Consider the following 656-nt stretch of genomic DNA (forward strand, 5'->3'; position numbering starts at 1 on the left):
GCCTATCGAACCGGATCATCTCTTCATACACTCCAAACAAATTGAGCTCAGGCGATTGGAACCAAGATCGATATATCCTGATGTGTCTGCAACAATCCAGGACTGCAACAGATCGATATCAGCGAGGCTAGGCATTCCGCTGTCTGCACTGGGTTATGAAGAAGGTTCGACCTATGCAATCGGGCGGATTACTCGCCAGTTCATGTACACGATTGGTTACGGACTGATGCGAAATCTTGAGACAGATCTGATAGAATTATTTGAAAAGGAGTTCCCGCGAATGAACTGGACTCTCGAAAAATCTTTAATCTCGGATTTTTATCTCGAAACCGAATTCCGTGATCCGGATCAGGAAGAAATTGAGATTGAGAAATCCAGGATCAACTCAGACATCGCATTACGAGGATTCCAGTTGGGGATACTATCACGAGAAGAAGCCCGCAAACTTCTGGGATTTATGGAGTGAGTTGAATGAATGAAGAAAACTCGAATATTGAAGCCAAACTTTCACGGATTGATGAAAGGACAATGTACATCAAAAAAATGCTGGATAGTTTATATTCAACACTCCAGGAGCATGATAGACGCCTTGATTCGCTCGAACATTGGCAGTCTAAAATCACTGGAGCGATTTTACTGATTTCATTTTTGTTTGG

The 656-nt window shown here is 42.7% G+C and carries 2 protein-coding genes; both read left to right on the plus strand.

The features are described from left to right. A partial coding sequence (locus QHG98_09765) for a hypothetical protein (protein ID MDH7597997.1) occupies positions 1 to 466 on the plus strand: 466 nt, incomplete at its 5' end. Between the two features lie 5 nt (positions 467 to 471). Further along, positions 472 to 656, plus strand: a 185-nt coding sequence (locus tag QHG98_09770; protein ID MDH7597998.1) for a hypothetical protein, incomplete at its 3' end; no start/stop codon positions are given.

The sequence above is a fragment of the Methanothrix sp. genome (assembly GCA_029907715.1).
Classification (GTDB): Archaea; Halobacteriota; Methanosarcinia; order Methanotrichales; family Methanotrichaceae; genus Methanothrix_B.